Genomic DNA, 21123 nt, shown 5'->3' with positions numbered 1-21123 from the left:
ATGGAACTTAAACAAGCTGCCGCCTGCGCGATACAGACAGCAGCTTGAAGCAGCCTAACCTTTTTTAATTTGTCCTGTACAAGGGGTACATTTTATTCAATTTTCTTGAAGAACTGTACCTTTTTCTAAATGAGAACTTTTTCAGTGGCCTCGTACTGTACCGGACTCATTTTTAATTTTGTTTTAAACCGTTTGGTATTGTAGTATTCAATATACTTTTTCAATTCTTCCTTAAAGTGTTCCACATTTTCAAACTCGTTGTAGTAAAGAAACTCCGATTTGAGAATGCCAAAGAAACTCTCGATGACGGCGTGTCGTAACAATCCCCTTTTCGTGACATGCTTTGGAGAATGCCTCTTGAACCGTTCCCTTTATATGACTTATACTTTTTCATACGAGCGAAGCTTCGCGGATGACGAAGAGCTTCACGGGTTTCGCTATTGCCGTTTGCGCGAGCTCCAGAACGTCAGGGAACAAGCCCTGATGACGGCAGCCGTGCAGTTGTGGCTTTAAGGCAATAAATAAGCAATTTGGTTCGTACATATCCCCATGGTATTTGTGGCAAGTTAAGCGCTAGATAATCTCTGCCGGTACTAGAAACCACTGTAAAGCCTGCTGAATCCCTCGGGGCCTTCTCCTGAATAGAACCAAGCAAAGCCAGTAAATTGGAACTGCTGCTCTTTTGTCCGAATCGTCAAGCGGTACCACCGCCCAAAGGTATAATTTCCTCGTATAGATATAATTTCACTCGGGCACAATCGGCTCCGCACAGCATGGCCACTCCGATTTTTATCAAGACCTAAATTAAAAAAATCCTTAAAAATAAAGAAGAGCACATATTAGTCGTGACTAATATGTGCTCTTCTTTATTCCATTAAAGCGCCCTTTAATGGAATAAACTAATTTAATTGTCTTGAATTAACCCAACAGTTTGTTTGAGTACTTTATCTCAAAGTCCCATTTCTATCGATAACTATTTATTAATAACAATCGATAATTTGTAGTTGGCATGCTTATTTAGTCCTTCTAAAAATTGATTCATTAACTCGGTGGATGGAAATCTACATTCAAGAATATAACAACCATCTCCACTGATTTTATAATTATTAATTAAATATTCCTCTTGCGTTTTAATGAATGACAGATAAGGTTGATGAAAAATGCTTTCTGTAATTATGGTAATAAAAGCATGTATAAAACAACCAAACTTGACTCGGTTTACTTTAATCGTATACCCCTCAATAACTCCACTATCCTCTAATTTTGCTACTCTTGCCGAAGTGGCTGGTCCAGTCAAATGGATTTTCTCTCCCAATTCTTTCATTGTAATTCGACTGTTTCTTGATAATTCATCTAAGATCTTCATGTCCGTATGATCCAACATTTATTTAATTCCTTTCATTAATAAAGTAAAACGGTCAAAAGACTTTATTTAATCTGTGTATACGTTAATGGGTCATAGTATACACTATACATTGTTCAAAGAAATTTTCAAAAAAAGGAGTTAATATCTATGAATATACACCAAATTCGTAATGCAACAATCGTTGTTGAATACGCAGGGAAAAAGTTCTTAATTGATCCAATGTTTTCAGAAAAAGGAATATTGCCAGCTTTTGGATCGGATGTAGGTTTACCCCCTGCACCAAGACAAGATCAAAAAAATCCTTTAGTAGGCTTACCAACGTCCATTGACAATATTGTGGCTAATGTCAATGCTGTTATTGTTACTCATCTGCATCTAGATCACTGGGATGAAGCCGCAATAGAAGCATTGCCAAAAGACATCAAAGTTTTTTCTCAAAATGATGAAGATGCAAAAGAAATTAGAAACGCCGGTTTCCAAAATGTAGAGGTTTTACAAGAGGATACCGTTTTCGAAGGAATTCAATTAATTAAAACAAAAGGCGAGCATGGTAGAGGTGAAATCTTACAACATGCTGGTCATACATGTGGTGTTGTCTTTAAACATGCTGATGAGAAAATATTATACGTTGCTGGAGATACAGTTTGGTATGATGCTGTGCAAGAAGTAATCGATACGCATAATCCAGAAATCATTGTACTCAATGCAGGGGACAATCAATTCCTTGTGGGTGGTTCTCTGATTATGGGCAAAGATGACGTCTATGAGGTAGTGAAGGCTTCTCCAAACGCAAAAATTGTTGCTGTTCATATGGAAGCTGTAAACCATTGGGGATTATCAAGAGAAGAATTAAAAAGCTTTATTAATGAAAAAGGAATTTCTAATGTATTAGTACCAGATGATGGAGAATCTTATTCATTTTAAGATAATTGCAGAAATGACGATTAGTAAATTTTAATTGAAAGTTGGTTTGGAAGCATGTCAGTAGAAGCTAATAAAGAATTAGTTCGCAGTTTTTTTGATACGATAGAACAAGAAAACTATGAAGCACTTAAAGATTTTTGCCATAAAGACTATGTATTTTATCCACAAATTGACACACCTTATCCGGGTGTAGAAGGCCTTATTGAATCAGAAAAGAAAAACTTTGATGCTTTTCCCGGCTTTAAAATGCCCATTGTAGAAATTGTAGCTGAAGGAGATCTTGTTGCCGCTTATTTTATCTTTGAAGGAAAACATACTGGTATCCCATTTGCCGGTGTCCCTGCAACTGGAAAAGACGCTAAATTTTCTCTTATGATACTTTTACGGATTTCTGAAGGTAAGATTATTGAGCAAAGATCTTTTGTAGATGTTCATGACATCATTCGACAAATAAAGACTTAAATCAAAAATAAATTTGTTTACGGCAAGAGACCCTTTTAGGGTCTCTTTTATTCTAAACAAAGACTATCTGCACTTAAGGCCATTACTCCATAATTCTTCACACTGAATGCCCATAAAATCCATGGACATTTGGCAGGCTACCAACTCGGCTCCTTGTGCAATGACGGACTCTATCAACTCTTCCAAAGACGGAACATTATTATTATTTCATCAGGCCACGAATAATCATTGGGCCAACACCAAGCATATTCATTTTGGACATGCCAAGCTTCTTGCTGTCACGCGGCAGCATCATATCAATAAAGAATCTTATCAACATGGGTACCATATTCTTAACCTTTTCAACAATGAACTAGTTCTTTGCCTTGGGTAGAAAAAACCTAGTTCCTGAAACAAAAAATCGTTATTCAAGCGAAGTCTTATATTCATATGCTTTTATCTAGCCACATGATCTCCATCATGATACTATTTAGATAATCACCTAATCCGAAATGACACAATGTTCTTGTCCTTTTCGGCAAAGGAACCAAGTTCTTGTCCTAAGCTTGGGACAAGAACTTGGTTCCTTAAAACAAAAAAGCCGCTATAATAGCGACTTCAATGGAACAATGTTCTTGTCCCTCGACACGCTGATCCATCAGTCCAAACTCACTCACCTTGTTCCCGATATTTTCGCATCCAGCGCTTCATTCGTCCTGGGTCATGAATCCCGAGATGCTCATTAATCTTTCGATAAGTCTAGCCCTCAACCGTGTGCAGACGAATAGCCTCATGTTTCAACGTCTCCGAATACGTTTTAAACTTTTGTCCCTTAATCGCCATAAAAATACACCCCCTAGAATTTCATCGGCTAAACCCAGGGGTTTTTCCAATGGGTTTTAAAAGCTTAATCTTTTCACATATTTATCAACTGACTGTTGTAGCTTTAATTTCTCAAAAAGGATTCCAGCATCTCGGCATCATTATATGCCATCACCAATCGCTAGTGTATCTTCCCCGGGACATGCCCAGATGCTTAGAAGGCCGGCGGCAACGGCAATAGCTTTGTGAATACACGGGATCATCAGTTCCCCCGTTGCCCTCGCCAAAGACAGGTACCGTACACTGAATGACTTCAAACTTGCATTTAAACTCTCCTGCTTTTGATCCGCTCAAACGGAATGATAGGACTTTCCGGATACAGATCAGCTTCGCCATTTGTTAACCCGGCAATGAACTTGAGTAAGCGTTCGAGAACATATTATCTCATTTTTAGTATTTCCTTTGTTTAGTCCAAACGACATCCTATTTGAAACGAAGGTTTTTAGAGACATAGATAGTTTATAGATGGGCATGGCAAGCGATGTTGTTACGACGGACATTATTATCAGAATCATAAATAATTGAGCATCAATTATGTCATAAGTCAGCCCGACGTCCGCCACAATCAGTCCCATCAGACCTCTTGCATTCATCAATCCGCCAATTGCCGAAGCCGTTCGCCACTCAAACCCTATGGAACGAAGCGCCAGCATACTGCCTACATATTTTCCTATGATCGAGATGCCGACAATGAGCAAGGCAGTCCATAACAAATCCTGCCCCATTATCCCCATTAAATTGATTTTCAACCCTGAAATCGCAAAATAAATCGGGAGAAGCAGCGCACTGGTGATATCCTGCAATTTTCCCGCGACCTCCCTTTGAAAAATCGGGGTTTTCGGCATGACCATTCCCAGCAGGAAACATCCAAACACAGAAGAAATTCCGATCCATTCCGCCGCCATGCAACCGAGCAGGATCAACAATACGATCAAGAACATATCCTCGTATTTCAACGTTTTGTGCCTCTCGACTCGCTGCCCCATTTTCGCCATTAACGGCTTGACTGCCCCAAACATAATGGAGACAAAGATTAAACCATAAAGAGTTGTAATCAATCCATCCATCCAGGAATTGGACTTCACCAAGGCGAGAACGACCGATAAAATGCACCAGGCAAGCACATCGTCCATACTGGCGGCCATTAAGGTGATTCCTGCAATTCTCTTATCAACAGCAACGTCGTCTTTCATCATTCTCGCCAGCATCGGAATAGAGGTCATGGCCATCGCCACGCCCATAAACACGGCAAATTTGAATAACGATATCGATTCTCCCGCATGCTGATGGAACAAAACAAAAGCAATGAGCAATCCGCTTATAAATGGAGGGATAAATCCAGACAACGTAAGCGTTGCAGATTGCTTCATCTGCTCCCGCTTGAATTCCGACATCTCCATGCCAACCAGAAACATAAAAATCGCTAGGCCAATGCCGCTTATGGAGTTGAGCTGAGACGTCACGACTTCAGTAAATATGCTTGACATGCCGGGAACCAGCGAACCAAGAACAGTCGGGCCAATAATAATGCCAGCTATCATTTCACCTACCACTACCGGCTGTCCGATTCTGGCAAAACATTTTCCAACCAAAAAAGTGACCAGCAAAATACATACAAGAGCAAACAGCAATTGAACAAACAATGCACTGTGCATAAGCCACTTCCCACTCTCTTAATTGGCCTGACGAATAAACCGGTTCATTAACATCCATATAAACAGAATATGGACAAAAATCCCTCCTATTACGGTCGCAATAAACGAGAAGCTATTCACAGTCTCCGTCGCAAATGTTTGCGAAGCCCAAAAGGTCGGAATGATACTACCTGCCCATATCCAGCTGGAATGCACGAGATGAGCAAGAAACGGGAAAGCCAATATCACGCCAAGTCCTTTGGTCACGGCAAGACCTTCTACTTTATTGGAAGCCAAGCTCACCATAACCAGGGCGATAAGAGGCGCCTCCAATGAGAACAGCAAAACCGAGGCCAACAGCTTTGCCATTTCAATATACGCTATGCCGTTGAACCATCCCATCAGAAATGTGAATATAGCACTAAGGAATACGGGACTTGCCAAGCGATACATGAGATAACCTTTTCTACCCAACGGCGTTACGGAATAAAAAACAATCATCCCTTCATCCCGGTCGTCCAAAATAAGCAACCCGACCAATATGCCGACCAAAAAAGGAATAAGCAGCATAAAAAAACCAAGGATTAGCATGTTGTATTCCAGCATCGAAAATTCAAAATGCTTTAAGGTAAGCTTATCGATCTCCGGAATGCCGTACCTCACCAGTATCATTAAAAGGATAGGACCAAACAATACGGCCATCAGCATTGGGTCGCGGCGGATTTGACGCAGATCGTTGGAAGACAGCTTCAGCACCTTATTCATAACTTACCGTCTCCTATCCGCATTATAATGCGACCCTCAAACGATTTTTTCGCTATGTAATAGGCGATAAAAATCCATACGCATAGTAAGGCAACACTGCCCAGAAACAACGACGGCGATATACCGCTGCTGCCTCCCTCCAACAATAGAAGAGAAGCTTTTCCAGGGATCAGATTATACACCCACAAATCAGCAACATCCAGATAACCCAATACCGGCAAATAAAAAACGATCACATATAGCGGAGATTTCAGCAAATATTGATTTAGAGTCTCGGAGCGCACAGCCGCAATAAAACCGAGCAATGTAAAAAAGAAGGAGGTCAGCACAATGCCGAAAAACATAGGCACAATATGAATCGGCCCTCTCCAAGTCAAGGCGAGCAAGATGGCGCTGGCAATTAGCGCCATAATCGTCAAAGACAACACTTTCGAAAAAATGTATTCATAAATTCTAAGTGGAGTCACAAATAAATTTTCCAGCGTATTCTGGTCCTTCTCCATTAACAACACGCCGCCAATGATAAAGAAGCCGATAGCGGATGGATCTGTAAAGATAATCAACACTTCCACGGTGTCCTGGTATTCCGTAGGGAGGCTACGCAGCAGCACAACATAAAGAGCAATGATAACCATATAAGCATAATAAAACCCGTAGCGAAATTGTGCGATTACGTCGTATTTAAGCGCATGGAGTAATCTCATATATGGCTCCTGTGCTGCTCTTTTTCCGATTTGCCAACTCCGACTGCAGCAAGCAACTTGTTTTTTCCTGTACTGAAAGCGTCATATCCGTAAGCCCAGAAAAATTGGAAAAGCATGACGAAAACGGCAGCTGTAAAAGGCCTGTGAACGATCGTCTCCGGCTTCGGAATAAACAGCTTGGCAGCTTTCCCGCTAATTTGTTTGCCCGTGAGGTTCACCAGCTTTTTCTTGCCGACAAACGGCAATTTGGACAGCTTGGGAAGCGGCGGCCAGAGCAGCTTTAGATGGGGAGTCATGACGCCGTTCTCTACGCGCCAGCGAGCCCTCTCTCCCATTTTCCTCTGTAAATAGCCTTGTAGCGACCGTATTTTTTCCGGAGAGGCAAAGCTCCATGACGCCTGAGAATGAAACAGTTTCTTCTGCAAGATGGTCCGCAGCTTGGTGTCCAGCTTCGACTCCTTGGTGGGATCTCCATTCGTATTCAGCATCCAGCGCACGAAATACCAGCGCAGTTGAATGCCGGAGGAGAGAATCACATTGTCGAGCAGGTGAGATAAAATGAAAAATCGATGATCTTCAATCGCTTTTGTATATTTGGTCAGCACAAAGTTGCGGATGATCAGCCAATCTTGTGTCAAATTTCGATTGACCCGGTCAATGTATTCTCGATTAAGCCTTCCTTGGCGAACATCTTCATACACGATATTTCCAATATGGAAGGAGGTAAGCAGAGACATGGAAATGCCTTGACTATAGTAGGCGTCAATGATCGTCGCCGCATCGCCGGCCATGCCGTAACGTTTTTCGCTGACAAAGGTATCCGTCGTATATTGAACGTCCTTGTACATGCGGAACTCCAGCATGTCCTCCTTTTTGAGCAAGGACGTTAGAATCGGATAACGGTTCATCACATCCCAGAACTGATCCTTCGGTTTTGCCCCGGCAGGCTGCTTGTTCTGATCAAAGGTTACGCCTACGCTTAGCCGATTGTTGCTCAGACGAATGACCCAAATCCAATACCCGTCGCCCCACAAGTGGCAAGTATGCTTTTGCCTCATGCTTCGTGTACCATTTTCATACGTATAGGCCCATATATCATCAAACTGCTCTTCAAGCACATTGTCGAATTGCGCCCATACTGCCGTCGTCTGAAAATCATCGCCAAAATCGGTGGCATGTCCCATTTTCGTAGCAATCAGCCTCCGTCGTCCTCCGCAGTCGATTACCCATCTTGCTGCGACACTCCCGGATTCCTTGGTTTCTCTACATATCCACTTTACTTCATGCGGCTCTTCTCCGTCTCCGATGAGCACATCGTCGACAAGCGCGGTATCGAGAAAGGTCACGTTGCTGTAGGAACGCACGCGTTCTTGCATAAAATCTTCCGCTTCCGGCCGAACGAGCTGCTTCTCATGAAAGCAAGCCCGGTACTGAAGCGTATTCGGCATAATTTCTTTAAACCAGCTATCCTGGTAAGATAAAGCCCATTCGGTATTATCCTCAAAGGATTTCTTCCATTCCATGCCGTTTGTGAACCAGACGCCTAGTTTTGTATACGAAGTATTCGCAAAGGAATCCAGTTCGCCAAGAGTGCGCAAAAATACGTTGCTGTAGCTAAGCAGAGATTCTCCTACCTTGTAGCTGCGCTTCTGATTGACGACATTATCGATAATCACGACCTGTAATCCCTGTTTCGCGTACATCAGAGCATTAAAAAGACCCACGATACCTGCTCCAACAATGACGACATCTGCCTCTCTATTTATCTTCATGCTTCTACACCTCCTATTCCTGATTCAATTTTTTGCCTGTAATCGTGATGAAAATATCCTCCAGTGTCGCCTCTTGCGTATGCAGACGTTCGATATCCTTTGTTCGGAGCAATTGTATGAACGTTTTGTTTTCGCCAATTCCATCCAGCTCAAATTCTTTGCTTACGTTAACGCCTTGTTCTTTGTACTCCAGCCTAACGAGTTTTTCGCCATAGCGGACCTTCAGGTCGCGGGGCGTATCGATCAGCTTCACTTCGCCATCAACGATAAAGGCGACACGGTCGCAAATCTCCGAGGCAATTCCCATATTATGCGTTGTGATGACGATGGTTTTGCCTTCCTTTTTCTTTTGCCAGATCAGATCCTTGACTAATTTCGAATTGACGGGATCAAGGCCGGAGGTAGGTTCGTCCAGGAAAATGAGATTCGCATCATTAAGAAGTGCACGGCAGAAATTCAATCTCATTTTCATGCCCTTGGAAAAATTAGACACTTTGTCATTGGCATGGTCAGCCAATCCTACCGATGCAAGCAATTGTTTGGGATCAGCGGTTTTTCCGCTGTAAAGGGAGCGAAAAAAAGACAAATTTTCCAAAGCCGTAAATTTGGAATAAAGATTGGGCAGTTCGAACGAAACCCCGATTTTCTCGTAGTAATCGGAATTAATGCCTTTGATCTCCTTTTGTCCCACCTTGACATTTCCTCTGTAGCCCTTAAGGATGCCGATCAGAATTTTTTGGATGGTGCTTTTCCCGGCGCCGGATGGTCCCAGAAAACCAAAAATCTCTCCGCTATGCACCTCAAAGCTTACCCCTTTGACCGCGGGCGCTTTTTTGCCTGGATAGGTAAATATCAAATCCGTTACTTCTATCATTCAGCGCTTCATTCCTTTTTTGAATGAACCCGGGGCAGAAGTATGATCTGTCCCCGAGTAACATATTTAGTAGTGGTACTATAATACTTCGCCAAATACCACTTATTCCCCTTTAATATAAAATAATCCATCCGATTCCAATACTTCTAACCACGTTGGCAGCAAGTCATGATAAATAGAAGGCAAATTAAGCCTCTCAAGCAGTTCCTGCTTAGTAAGAACCTTTTCCTTTTCTGCGCCGGAGAGTAGCCCCGATTGCTCAAGCAATTCTAGCAGCATTCTACTCCCCTGCCGAGTATACTCCGTGATCGGATTGATATTGTGCCCCTCCTTGGGAAACGAATCAAGGAGTCGCCTCACTTGGTCGGCAACAAACCTTAAATTGGGTTCCTCCAGAATGCTGTTGTGATCACATTCAACGGTATGAACATCAATGTTTTGTGTCACCATCCCCTTCCAATATTCGGAGTAATCGTAATCTTGAAGAATATTGACTCCTTTTAAGCCGAAAGGGTTGTCATCAGATACAAAACCTTTGGTCGTCTTAAAGAAGGTTACGTCCGAGATATCATAAGCAGTTGGCCGATACGTTACATAAATTTCCTCCGCATAATCTGAAACCATCAATCCACCTTGAATGAAATTGTAAATTTCATCCGTTTCAATCATCGTACCGCTTCTTTCCTTGGCTAATCTGGCCAGATAACCCACCTGTAGCCGCTTCGGAACATCTCTGATGTCATCTATTGAAATCAGCAAATGTGGATTTTCGTCTGATTTCAAGAACGCATTAGCCAAAAACAGCTTCAAAAAATCGAAATCATAGGTATCGTAGAACTGATCGTTGACGGCATCGGAAGGAGGGTAAGTATCGAACATAACCAAATGCAAAATGATTTCCCCTTCCCTATGCAGCCGTCTTGCAATTTCCATCGCCACCAACGCGCCAAAGGAATATCCACCAAGAAAATAAGGGCCTTGTGGCTGAAGAATACGGATACATTGATAATAATGTTCAACCATTTCCTCAAACATCATAGGCATCGTTTTGCCATCTGTTCCTCTCGCCTGAAAACCATAGATTTTGTAATCCGGCCCCAGCGCTTGAGACAATTGGCGAAAGACGGTGGCATAACCTGTCGCGCCATGAATCCAGAAAGAGGTTTGCCTGGTTCCTTTTGTATTGATCGGGATCAGCTCCGGAGGCAGCTTCGGCTTGCTATTCTGTGAAACCGGCCTTTCCGGATGACCAATCGAAGCCGTTGGCTTCACTTCTGTCGCAAGGAAAACAGACAAGGCACGTATCGTCGGATATTGGAATACCACGCTGGCGTCGATCACCTCGCCGTAACGATCCTGGATCACCCCAACAATTATAGAAGACAACATAGAGTCAACGCCGTATTCGGAAAGCTCGACCTCATCCTCTATCTCCTCCGGCTGCATTTTCAATCGATCCGCCAATACATAACGCAGCTCGCGGGCGAGCAACTGCTCTGTACTCTGTTCTTGAGCTGAGGCAGCAGGCGAGGCAGTTTCCAATGCTTCCTCCGTTACTGCGATAGCCGCACTAGAATCCGTTAACGAATCGCGAGCCGCCATTAAGCCTGAATTGAATTTTGGTGCCCAATAACGTTCTTTCGCAAAGGGATACAGGGGGAGTGACATCTTCCGCACATCTTCCCTTTGATTTAATTTCAGCCAGTCCACACCCCCGCCTGAAACCCAATGCCGGGCCAACTTGTCGAGATCGCCAGCATGGATATCTTCGACATGGAACGTTTCCGCATGGCGGTCAGCCTTACCCGTTCGCTTGATACTTCCCAGATGGAGCCTTGTTTCTCCATGCTCCCCTTGAACGTATTTCTCCAAGATGTCATAGAGCTCTTCAAAGCTTTCGACAATACATGCCAGGCGCTCATTCATTTCTTCCCGCCCCGTTTGCAGCGTGTAGATCATGTCAGCTAACAAGAGTGAACTCGCAGCGCTCTCGGAAGAACCTACACTGGCTCCCCCCAAATGAGACAAATACTCCGCCAAGCGTGCAATCGATGAATAGTCCCGCTGCATATTGACCGTAACGGGTAAATCATCCCGCCCTGTTATCCGCTTGAGGAGAGTGCTCCATTCTTCCCCTCTGATTCCGTACTCTTCGAACGGTTCGCTCCAGTCCAGTTCCTCGACTCTAACCCCGATCATATCCGCAATGGTTGCCGCTGCCGCCTGTCCCCACTGCCCGCTGGTTATTCCCGCCGCAGCAGTGCGAGTCTTGATAAAAGGTAATATACGCCGAACATATTCATGCAGTCGTTGTTCATTTTTGGCAGACAATATGAACAGTCTTGGTTTGGACGGAACATTGCGTGTGGCCTTCTGCTCCTTATCCTGTTCTGGAGCTTCCTCCAGAACAACATGCGCATTTACGCCCCCGAAACCAAAGGAGCTTACTCCTGCCCGCAGAGGAATTTCCTCTCCCCGTTCGTTCTTTAATCGTTTCCATTCCCGTGTGCTTCGAACGATGTAGAAGGGGGATCGCTCCAACTGCACATACGGATTAAGTTCATTTAAATGCAGCAGTCCTGGCAGTTTTTTATGCTTCATGGACAAGATCACTTTTAGGATTCCGGCAATGCCGGACGCAGGCTCCAAATGCCCGATGTTTGTTTTGACAGATCCGATTCCGCAATAGGCTTCACCCAGCTTGTCAACAGCAGCTTGCTTGTCCTTCAGAAGCTGGAAGGCTTTCTTGATGCCTTCGATTTCAGTAGGGTCCCCAAGCTCTGTGCCCGTTCCATGCAGCTCCAGATAACCAACCGTTTCAGGACCGATACCAGCGTCATCATAAGCCGATACCAAAAGCTCGGACTGTGCCGATGAATTGGGAGCGGTCAGAGATTGCGCCTTGCCGCCATGGTTAACGGCGGAGCCACGGATTACTGCATGAATGTTGTCTCGATCCGCCAGCGCTTTGGAGAGCGGCTTGAGTATCAGCATGCCTACTCCTTCGCCCTTGACATAGCCGTTAGCCGATTTATCCAAGGTTTTGCATCGTCCGTCGGACGACAATATCCCCATCCGTCCGGCGCTGACCATGCCGTAAGGTGCTAGGAACAAGCTGACTCCTCCGGCAACTGCGATTTCGCTTTCTCCGCTGCGAATGGATTGAATTGCCCGATGAATCGCAACAGCCGAGCTGGAGCATGCCGTATTATACGGCTCGCTGGGGCCTTTGAAATTCAGTTGATAGGAAATCCGATTCACCAATATGGAAAGCTCGTTTCCAGTGCCCACCAAGGCATTCATTTCTCCATCATCATGCAGCAGTTGCAAATAATCCTGGAACTGGGCGCCGATAAACAGTCCTACACGACGGCCGGAGAAGTGGGAGGGTCTATACCCGGCATCTTCAAAAGCATGCCACACCGCTTGTAGCGCCACCCGTTGCTGCGGGTCCATCATTTCGGCTTCCAGCGGCGTAATCTGGAAGAAGCGAGGGTCAAAGGTGTCCGCATGGCGAACAAATCCGCCCCATCTTGCGTAGCCGCCTTCAATTTCAAACAGTCGCCAATCCCACCGCTCTTCAGGAATTTCTGTAATCAGATCTCTTTCCAGCTCCAGATTGCTCCAAAACTGCTCCAAATCCTCCGATTGAGGAAATTGACCGCTCATCCCAATAATCGCGATCGGCTCGTTCCATTGCACCTGATCGGATTTGTTCCGTTCCGATTGATCGAATTCATTTTTTCTCTGGCTACGGACCGCCGCAGCCATCGCCCTTTCCGGGCGGGTGTTCTTGTTTCCTACGCCAGATTCGGAATAATGGCGAACCAGCTCATCGTTGAAATCACGGAGGAGCGCTTTGGACAGATTGGCGATGTCCCCTTGCTCAAAAAAAATAGTCGGCGTAATGGGAATAGAATACAGGGAAGTCAAGGCATCCGATAATTCCTTCAGCATAACTGAATCAAAGCCAAAGTTGCTCAAGCTTTCATTCACATCAAGATGTTCGATCTCCAATTGGACGATCGCCGCTGCAAGACGCTGGATATCCTGCGAAACTCCGGATAGGAGCTGCGTGGAATCAACAGCAACCGCTTTACTTGATTCAATATCGCTGTCCGCTGATGCGATGCTCGCTTCGGACTCCCTCTTGGCAGAAATCGGATCGAAGGCGCTCTCTTTGATGTCCCGTTTGATAGCTTCCGGACCGAAGCCGCTGACTTCTCTATCCAACCAATGGCGTTCCTTGGCAAAGGGATAACCGGGCAGAGAAATTATGTTTGGCGCGCCAGCGCCATGCAAAAGGCTCCAATCAACCGCTGCGCCAGATATCCATAGTCGCGCAAGCTGCTCTAGATTCCGTTCGAGCGCAAGAGACGCCACAAAATGCTGGGCGGCTTTTCCTTCGCCAAGCATGCTTCCTTCTTCTACGACACGGCCTACAAAGGAGCCGTGCCCAACGCTTCCCTGCGCATAATCGTTCAGGCGTTCCGCCAACTCCGTCAAATCTGCTGCCACAATCGCCAATCTGGCATCCATCGCCTCCCTTCCCTGCTGTAGGGTCCAAGCGACTGCCGATGGCTCGAGCTCATGATGTTTCCGCACATAGTTCATGAGTTGTCGCGCCGCATCCGAAAGCCGGCTCTCATTTCTAGCAGACAACAGGAACAGATAAGGTCCAGGGCTTCCATGCTTCACTAGTCTCTCTTGCTGACGGGGCCATTCTTCCAGAATGACATGGGCATTGGAGCCGCCAGCCCCAAATGAGCTGATTGCAGCGATTCTCTTGCCGGAAATCGGCTGCCATTCCTCCAACTCCTGCTGAACATAAAACGGAGAGCTATGAAAATGAATATTAGGATTAGGCGATTGGGAATGCAGAGATGGCACAAGCTGCTTGTGCTTCATCTGAAGCAATATTTTTGTGATCCCGGCAATTCCCGCCGCCGATTCTAGATGTCCGATATTGGACTTCACCGAGCCTATAGAGCAGTATTGTTCCGCTGTCGTATGCTTGGTGTAAGCCTGTGACAAGCCAGTGATTTCGATGGGGTCGCCAAGCGCAGTGCCAGTGCCATGCGCCTCCATGTAGCTGATTTCCTCCGAGCTCACACCCGCTTCCTTCAATGCAGCCGTGATACATTCGCTTTGCGCGATGGGATTAGGCACGGAATACCCGTTTGTTTTTCCCCCGTGATTCAGGGCACTGCCGCGAATGAGTCCGTGAATGGTATCGCCATCCTCGACAGCTTTGCGTAGCGGCTTAAGCAGCATAGCGCCAATGCCCTCACCGGGCACGTAGCCATCTCCACCTTCGCCGAAGCTGCGGCAGCGACCATCTGTTGAAGCAAACTTCCCTTGACTCAACAGATGATATTTGTACGGGTGAATGGATACATTCACGCCGCCTACAATAGCGGTGTCGCATTCCCCTGAACGAAGGCTTTGGCAGGCCAAATGAAGCGCGGTCAACGATGCTGAACACATAGTATCCACTGCCATGCTGGGACCGTGCAAATCAAGCATGTACGAAATCCGGTTCGCAACCGAAGCATAAGATGAGCTGGGCACAAAACCTTCCCCTTGCTCTGCATTGGAGGCGCCGAGCAATTGATATTGACCGTACATCATGCCGACATAAACGCCTGTCCGGCTTCGCTTGAGGCGGTTTCGCGTATACCCGGCATCCTCCAGTGCATGCCATACCACTTGCATAAACAGCCTTTCCTGAGGGTCCATTAGCGCCGCTTCCCGCGGGGATATCTGGAAGAACAACGCATCGAATTTATCTACATCGGAAATAAATCCTCCCCATTTGCTATAGCTGCTTGTGCGCGAGACATCCCATCTGTCGGACGGAATTTCAGTGATGCAATCCTTGCCTGCCCTCAGGTTGTCCCAGAATTCATCCAGACTGTCCGCCATAGGATATTTGCCGCTTAACCCGATAATGGCGATTGGTTCCCCTTTCGGGAGCTCCTGGCTCGACGGACTCTGGTTTAATGTCCTTTGGTTCGAAGGCTTCTTTCCTCCGGCAGGATGTACAGCGCGGTCATTCCTTAATAATTGGCTTTGATGAGCAGCATTCCCCGTCCCTGAAATTTGTGCTGATGTCCGGGTTTCATTTTCAGCAAGGTAGCCAAACAACATTTGCGCTCGATCCCGATGCTTCTCCAGAAAGTAAGCTGCAAGCTCATCTAATGTCTGGTATTCAAAAAACAGGGTTTTGGATAACATGCCGAAATCCCGTTCCAACACACGCGTCATATTCACAATCATGGCTGAATCAATGCCGTAGGTTTCAAGAGGCTCGTCCGTTTTAATTCTGGAAGCGGGCGTCCTGGTCTCCTCTGACAAAATGTGGACCAGAAACTGCATTAAATGCGGCTTTAAATGTTCCGTTTGTCCTGTCGGAATGCTCTCTTGCTTTTTCATGGATTGATCAGACTCCCTCCACGGTAATCCCGGTTCCCCCAGTACAATCCACTGTCCTGATTCCACGCGCAACAGGGACGACAAGATTTGAAGACCTTCCTCGGTGCGGATCGGCATGAGTCCCCGGTCTTTCATCAACTCCGTGAGCTCAGGCGAAACGTTCATCCCTCCATCGAGCCACAGAGGCCAATTGATCGAAATCGTCGCCCCCTGCCGCTTCCCTTTCTTCTGCCATTTAAGCCGAAGCCTGGCGAATGCATCCATGTAAGCATTGGCATAGGCGTAATCGCTTTGACCTGCGTTGCCCACAACGGAAGCCAGAGAAGAAAACAGAACGAAGAAATCCAGTGGTTCCTCCCGGGTATATCGGTCCAACCATAACGTTCCCTGCACTTTGGGGGCCAGCACCCCCTTGATGTCCTCAAGCTTCTTGTTTCGGATCAATCCGTCACGGACCATGCCCGCACTGTGAACAATGCCTCTTATCGAACCGAATTGCTTGCGCAGCCGATCAATCAAGGTTTGAACCGCGCTCTTGTCCGCTATATCGCACTGACAATACAGAGCCTCCGTTCCTAGCTCCCGCAACTCTATTAATCTGGACTCCATATCGGGATTTTGGGGCGTACGCCCGACCAACGCCAATTTGACCCTTCCCTGAGAGGCGAACCACCGTGCTACAGCGAAGCCAATGGAGCCCATTCCTCCTGTAATGAGATACACGCCTTCCTCATGGAGGAGAAGTTCAGTTGACGGCAACTGTTCAAGCGCAACAGGCTTGATCCGGGTAACAAAACGTTCGCCATTCCTGTAACGAATTATTTTTTCGCTGCCATTAGTTCTCGCTGCCCACTCCTGCATTAACATTTTCCCCAAATCGATAGAGCTGTCCGTTTCTATGCATGCAAACTGATAGTTGGGATGCTCCTGAGCCGCAGAATGCATCCACCCGGCCACTGCGGAATCTGCTGGATCGGTTCCATTGACAGGATGCAAATACTGCAAATAAACAGGATGTTTCCACTGATGCTGAATCATGCTTTGAGTAAGATGAAACAGCGAGAACATGCCCCTCTCCAGTATCGCTTCTATATCTGCGACTTTCTCCTCCCCCCTCTCTTTGCCCGGGGACCAACGCTTTACTATCATGGAAGGCTGAATGCCCTTGTTGTTCAAGGATTCCATTAATTGGCGATAGTGAGTGGATTCTGCGGGATCAAGCCGGTACTTCAAGAAACCAATCTCTTCAAATGTCTCACCCGGCGACACCCAAATAAGGTTTTTATTTACGTATTGTTGCATGCTTTTATACAAATCATCCTCGTCGTCCAGCAGAAGCAAGCTTTCAGGGGGCTTTTGATCTTCGAAAGCCGGCACCGCTTGTGCAGTCCATTGAGGCCGATGATAAGCCGATTCCTCAGAACACGGTGCCAAGTCTTTGTTTCTCCATTCGCGAATGGCAAAGCCTTGCAATTGTGCAATCCGTTCTCCGTCCTCGTCGGCCAAATCAATATCATAACGAGGCATGGCCAATCTGGAATCCTCTGCTCTTCTAACATAAGCGTAAGCAGGTAAAGCCATAGGCCGATAGAGGCGTAGCTCATCCAGGGAAAAAGGAAGAGAAATAGATTCGGCACTCGCGTCTGCCGCTGCTTTAAACGCTGAACCAAGCACCGCCTGAAAAGCGCCGTCGAGTAGCGACGGATGAAGCAAATACGGTTGGTCGCCGCTCACCAGCGATTGCGACAACTTCAGCTTGGCCAATAGCTCATCTCCGTCCCCGCACAGCTGCTGAATCGTATGATAGCTCTTTCCGTAGGCGAATCCCGACTGGGTAAACCATGTATAAAGGGTTTCACCGCTTCGTTGGTTGGCACATCGAAACGATATCTCTGCTACAGGGATGGCGTCGGGCTTGTATTCGTCCCTCTGGTTGTGATGCAGCAAACATCCAGTCGCATGCACAACCCGCTGCTCCGACTTGTCGGGGCTCCAAATTTCAAACTCCAGTCTGTCATCCTGCAAATACAAACTAATACAGATTTCTTTGGACCTTCCGCCATTTAGGCGAAACGGTGTTTGCCATACTAGACCAGCCAATCGCTGGAAGTCCTCTTTTCCTAGCAATCGGGCCGCCGCCAGAGCCATTTCCACATAAGCGGCTGCGGGCAGCATCGGTTCTCCTTCGATTAAATGCTCTCCGATCTGCCAATCCTCCGCTGCGAGCGTAGTCGTAAACTGGACCTCCTTCATGCTGGATGTGTTCCTGTGCACGAGAGGATGAAGCAAGCGCAGTCCTTCTGCTGAAGAAGCCTGCCCACTGACTTCAAACCAATAATGCTCGCGCTGAAACGGATAAGTTGGCATGGACAGAAGCTGTGGTTGCATGGAGGTAAAGAGGGCCTCCCATATTGGTTCATAACCTTGCAGGTAACCCTCGGCCAGCTCCGCCAGCTTGACGGCTAATTCCTCCGAACGGTTCGCTCTGGCATTCTCAATTTCTTCTGCAAGCTGCTTCATTTTGCGCCGATCTCCTGCTTTTTGCTTCAAACTGGACGTATTTATCGCATCAGGCATAAGCTCGGCAAGGCTTCGCTCAAGCTCTTGCTTGCTTCGGACTACAAAGACGGAGCGTACAGGAAAATGCTTGCGGCCCTTGCACAGCGTATAGCTTATGGATGCCAAAGCCTCCTTTTCTCCCTCTCCCTGAAGCCACAGGAGCAAGTCCGCTGCTTTTTGCCGCAAAGCCGACTCGGTTTTGGCGGACAGCGGGATAAAGGCCTGCTCATGCTCAGTGGCTTTGGTTACTCTTCTTTCGTTGAAAGGCGACTCAGCCAGCACCACATGTGCATTAGTACCACTGAAGCCGAAGGAGCTGACGGTCGCAATGCGCGGGACTCCTCCCTTTTTCGGCCAATTCCTCAGTTCCGTGTTCACATAAAAAGGGCTGTCTTTCATATCGATATGCTGATTGCAGCTTTCGTAATTCAGGGATGGTGGTAGCTGGCGATGCTTCATCGCCAGAAGCACCTTGATCACGCCAGCGATTCCCGCCGCCGCCGAAGCGTGGCCAATATTCGTTTTGACTGAGCCGATCGGGCAAAATTGTTTCTTTGAGGTATACGGCCGGAATGCGTTTGTTAGCGCTTCTATTTCAATGGGATCCCCCAGCTTCGTTCCTGTGCCATGCGCTTCGATATATTGAATATCCTCCGGATGAATGCCCGCTTTCCGGTGAACCTCCAGCTCCAATTCCGTTTGGGAAAGAGTGCTCGGGGCGGTTATTCCGTTCGTTTTACCGTCCTGATTAACGCCCGACCCTTTGATCACCCCATAGATGTGGTCGCCGTCCCTCAGCGCGCTCTCCAAATCTTTCAGAACAATAGCTGCTACGCCCTCGCCCGGAACAAATCCGTCCGCCTTCTGATCGAAAGCCCTGCATTGGCCCGTAGGAGACAGCATGCCCGCGCTGCTGGAGGCAATGTGGAAATAAGGGGAAGTCGAAATAAAAGCTCCCCCCGCCACCGCCATCTCGCTTTCCCCGCTCGCAATCGTCTGGCAGGCCAGATGGATGGCTACGAGAGATGAGGAACATGCCGTATTCACTGTAATGCTGGGTCCTTTCAAATTCAAAAAATACGAGATTCGCGCGGGCAAAATGGAACTTTCATTTCCCCACATGGATTGCGGCTCCACTTCATGGGTCAGGTTCATCCTATAATCCGAGCTGCCGACACCGGCAAACACCGCGCATTTCCGGTTCGACAAGACATCGTTGGCATAACCCGCGTCCTCAAGTGCCGACCAACCCTCCTCCAGAAAAAGTCTCTGCTGAGGATCTGTCAATTCTGCTTCCTTCCCGGACATATTGAAGAAAGCCGCGTCAAATTTATCAATGTCATTCAGAAAGCCGCCCCATTTGCTGTATGTTTTGTTCAGCTTTTGCGGATCGGGATCATAGAACTCTTTTGCGCTCCAGCGTTCCCCCGGAACTTCTGAAATCGACGAAATGCCCCGGGACAGGTTATCCCAAAATTGCCCCGCGTTGGCGGCTCCCGGGAAGCGACAGGACAAGCCGATAATGGCGATTTCCTGTCGCGGCGGTATGGCAGCACCCCCGGATTCCCCTTCTGGTTTCCCGACTGGCTCTGCTTCCCGCTCGGAATCCGCCCCCTCCCGTTTGGATGCATAGGCCGGAATCAGCCTTTCCGTTAACGCTACCGAATCCGGCACAACGACCACCTTGCCAATGTTCTCTCTGTTCTCCAGGCATTGATACGCTTTTTGGATATCACTCATTTTAAAAACGTGCCCCACGGTCGGTCTAACCTCTCCAGCTGCCAGCATCCTGCGCATGATGTCCAGATAACCTTGAATCAGCTCCGGCTTCTGCAATACAAGCCTTCGCAGGTCGATGCTGTGGAAAGTTTGATTATGAATCAGTTTGGAAAGATCAAGCTTGGCGGCCTGGTTCAGCCCGGTTTGGGCTATCTCCATGTAGCGGCCGCCTGGCGCCAGCAGATTGATTCCCTTCTGTATCGCATCACCCGAAAGCGTATTAATGACGACATCGACCCCATAACCCCCCGAAAGCTTACGAACGCGCTCTTCAAAGTCCTCCTCGCGATAGTGGATGACATGTTCCACATCCAGGCTGCGTAGATAGTCCGCCTTCTCCTGACTGCCTGCGGTAACGAAGCATTCGACTCCCCGCAACTTGGCCATTTGGACCGCTATCAGACCCACGCCGCCGGCTGCGGTCTGAATTAACATTTTTTCTCCCTTGTTGATTTTCGCCGTTTCGAAAATGTGATGGACTGTCGTAAACACTACAGGGAATGCGCAAGCCTCTTCGAATGAGATCGTACGAGGCTTCTTGACAACAAGCTGCTCCGGCAGGTTCACTACGCTGCTTTGTCCCCCCATACGCTCGCCCATCAGACCGATGACTTCATCGCCAGGCTCAAAGGAGGTTACAGCCGTTCCCGTCTTCATTACGATTCCCGAAATTTCCAGACCGGGCGTAAAGGGGTACTCCGGCATCGTCGGGTACATCCCTTTGACACAGAGCAAATCTCCAAAATTCAACGAAAAGGCATGCACGAGAATTTGCACCTCTCCCGCTGAAGGTTCAGCGGGGTTCTGGGGCTGAAGAGTCAAGTGATGAATCAAACTTGGTGATCGAAGCTCCAACGTCTGAAAAGCAGTCCTTTCCTCCTCGCGCGTATTCCGTGCAGTAATCAGACGATATCCTTCCTGTGGGGAAATCTCCCCTTTTTCAATCATTTGAAGCACACGCTTGAATTCCTCGGTTTGGGCCTTCATG

12 protein-coding genes and 1 pseudogene are annotated in these 21123 nt (G+C 47.2%); 3 read left to right on the top strand and 10 right to left on the bottom strand.

The window, feature by feature from the left end:
- Positions 1 to 125: 125 nt before the first annotated feature.
- Positions 126 to 358 (bottom strand): annotated as a pseudogene (locus tag HNR77_RS23230) (IS3 family transposase); the annotation flags it as partial.
- Positions 359 to 375: 17 nt separating this feature from the next.
- Here HNR77_RS23230 and HNR77_RS23225 point away from each other — a divergent pair.
- On the top strand, positions 376 to 513 hold the full coding sequence (locus HNR77_RS23225; protein ID WP_184189671.1) for a hypothetical protein: 138 nt from the start codon (positions 376 to 378) through the stop codon (positions 511 to 513).
- Between the two features lie 460 nt (positions 514 to 973).
- Here HNR77_RS23225 and HNR77_RS23220 read toward each other — a convergent pair whose 3' ends face one another.
- On the bottom strand, positions 974 to 1384 hold the full coding sequence (locus HNR77_RS23220) for an Lrp/AsnC family transcriptional regulator (protein ID WP_184189666.1): 411 nt from the start codon (positions 1382 to 1384) through the stop codon (positions 974 to 976).
- Positions 1385 to 1513: 129 nt separating this feature from the next.
- Here HNR77_RS23220 and HNR77_RS23215 point away from each other — a divergent pair, with 129 nt between their 5' ends.
- Both HNR77_RS23215 and HNR77_RS23210 read left to right on the top strand, forming a co-directional pair.
- The gene (locus HNR77_RS23215) at positions 1514 to 2290 is read left to right on the top strand and encodes an MBL fold metallo-hydrolase (RefSeq protein WP_184189665.1); all 777 of its coding nucleotides are present in this window, start codon (positions 1514 to 1516) and stop codon (positions 2288 to 2290) included.
- 54 nt (positions 2291 to 2344) lie between these two features.
- Positions 2345 to 2752: an ester cyclase gene (locus HNR77_RS23210; protein ID WP_184189663.1), complete on the top strand. Its 408-nt coding sequence runs from the start codon at positions 2345 to 2347 to the stop codon at positions 2750 to 2752.
- A 63-nt stretch (positions 2753 to 2815) separates the two neighbouring features.
- Here the strand turns inward: HNR77_RS23210 and HNR77_RS30705 are convergent, their stop codons facing one another.
- The 8 genes from HNR77_RS30705 to HNR77_RS23170 all read right to left on the bottom strand — a co-directional run bounded on the left by HNR77_RS30705 (position 2816) and on the right by HNR77_RS23170 (position 21122).
- Positions 2816 to 2929 carry a DsrE/DsrF/DrsH-like family protein gene (locus HNR77_RS30705; protein ID WP_311768666.1) on the bottom strand — a complete coding sequence of 38 codons (114 nt, stop codon included), beginning with the start codon at positions 2927 to 2929 and terminating at the stop codon, positions 2816 to 2818.
- 785 nt (positions 2930 to 3714) lie between these two features.
- Complete coding sequence (locus HNR77_RS23200; protein ID WP_184189661.1) at positions 3715 to 3870, bottom strand: hypothetical protein; 156 nt, start codon at positions 3868 to 3870, stop codon at positions 3715 to 3717.
- A gap of 66 nt (positions 3871 to 3936) precedes the next feature.
- Entirely contained in the window at positions 3937 to 5268 is a 1332-nt protein-coding gene (locus HNR77_RS23195; RefSeq protein WP_184189660.1) for a cation:proton antiporter, read from the bottom strand.
- Between the two features lie 18 nt (positions 5269 to 5286).
- The gene (locus tag HNR77_RS23190) at positions 5287 to 6012 is read right to left on the bottom strand and encodes a hypothetical protein (RefSeq protein WP_184189658.1); all 726 of its coding nucleotides are present in this window, start codon (positions 6010 to 6012) and stop codon (positions 5287 to 5289) included.
- Positions 6009 to 6716: a fluoroquinolone export ABC transporter permease subunit gene (locus HNR77_RS23185; RefSeq protein ID WP_260410810.1), complete on the bottom strand. Its 708-nt coding sequence runs from the start codon at positions 6714 to 6716 to the stop codon at positions 6009 to 6011. The genes HNR77_RS23190 and HNR77_RS23185 overlap by 4 nt, the downstream gene beginning before the upstream one ends.
- Positions 6713 to 8488: an NAD(P)/FAD-dependent oxidoreductase gene (locus HNR77_RS23180; protein WP_184189656.1), complete on the bottom strand. Its 1776-nt coding sequence runs from the start codon at positions 8486 to 8488 to the stop codon at positions 6713 to 6715. Before HNR77_RS23180 ends, HNR77_RS23185 begins: the two co-directional genes overlap by 4 nt.
- A 13-nt stretch (positions 8489 to 8501) precedes the next feature.
- Positions 8502 to 9362: an ABC transporter ATP-binding protein gene (locus HNR77_RS23175; protein WP_184189654.1), complete on the bottom strand. Its 861-nt coding sequence runs from the start codon at positions 9360 to 9362 to the stop codon at positions 8502 to 8504.
- A gap of 102 nt (positions 9363 to 9464) precedes the next feature.
- Positions 9465 to 21122 carry an SDR family NAD(P)-dependent oxidoreductase gene (locus HNR77_RS23170; protein WP_184189652.1) on the bottom strand — a complete coding sequence of 3886 codons (11658 nt, stop codon included), beginning with the start codon at positions 21120 to 21122 and terminating at the stop codon, positions 9465 to 9467.
- Between the last annotated feature and the right edge of the window lies 1 nt (position 21123).

This window comes from Paenibacillus sp. JGP012, from assembly GCF_014203995.1.
Lineage (GTDB): Bacteria > Bacillota > Bacilli > Paenibacillales > Paenibacillaceae > Paenibacillus > Paenibacillus silvae.
This window is presented reverse-complemented; position numbering and strand designations above follow the sequence as displayed.